Origin of the sequence: Streptomyces millisiae (assembly GCF_031845425.1) — a bacterium.
Taxonomy (GTDB): domain Bacteria; phylum Actinomycetota; class Actinomycetes; order Streptomycetales; family Streptomycetaceae; genus Streptomyces; species Streptomyces millisiae.
The window spans coordinates 1-527 of record NZ_JAVREM010000213.1 but is presented as its reverse complement, the minus strand read 5'-3'; the positions used below and the strand labels follow the sequence as shown (position 1 = coordinate 527).

Below are 527 nucleotides of genomic sequence, written 5' to 3'. Positions count from 1 at the left end.
GAAGAGCAGCGCCGACAACTCTAAACGTGACTCATAGATCACGTGGTCCCGCTCAGTGACCGACCAGTAGATACCCGGGTAATTACGTTGTCCCACATACCAGGTGAATGTTCGTCGGGGCACTGCCGCCAACAATGTGCCGACGGGGACGTGTTGAGCAGCTACGACGCAGAGCTCCCCGATGGTCGGTCGATACTCGATCACAGCGGAAGCGAGATCGATTTCGAGATTGCCAGCCATAAGCCCACACTCCGAACGTTCTCACACGTACATGTCAGCGTGTCACGGTGAGGGCAGCAAATCAATGGTTCCACGGCAAAAATGCTCAGGGGGAACCACTACTCGTTCGGATTCCAAATCATAACAAGGTCAAGGTGATACATGGAACACAAATTTTCGGGCGCGAAGCGCAGCGAAGCGCAGCGAAGCGCAGCGATCACCAGATTCGACCCAGGTGCGACAGCCGTGGATAGCACATCGTTGAGAGCCGTCATATCTGCGCGCGCGTCGCCCTCGGTGCGCAATGC

1 protein-coding gene and 1 pseudogene are annotated in these 527 nt (G+C 56.4%); both read right to left on the bottom strand.

Annotated elements, in window-relative coordinates; all coding sequences use genetic code 11:
- Positions 1-240: pseudogene (locus RNC47_RS36290) on the bottom strand (hypothetical protein); the annotation flags it as partial.
- 98 nt (positions 241-338) lie between these two features.
- On the bottom strand, positions 339-527 hold a 189-nt coding region (locus RNC47_RS36285), incomplete at its 5' end, for a hypothetical protein (RefSeq protein ID WP_311605128.1).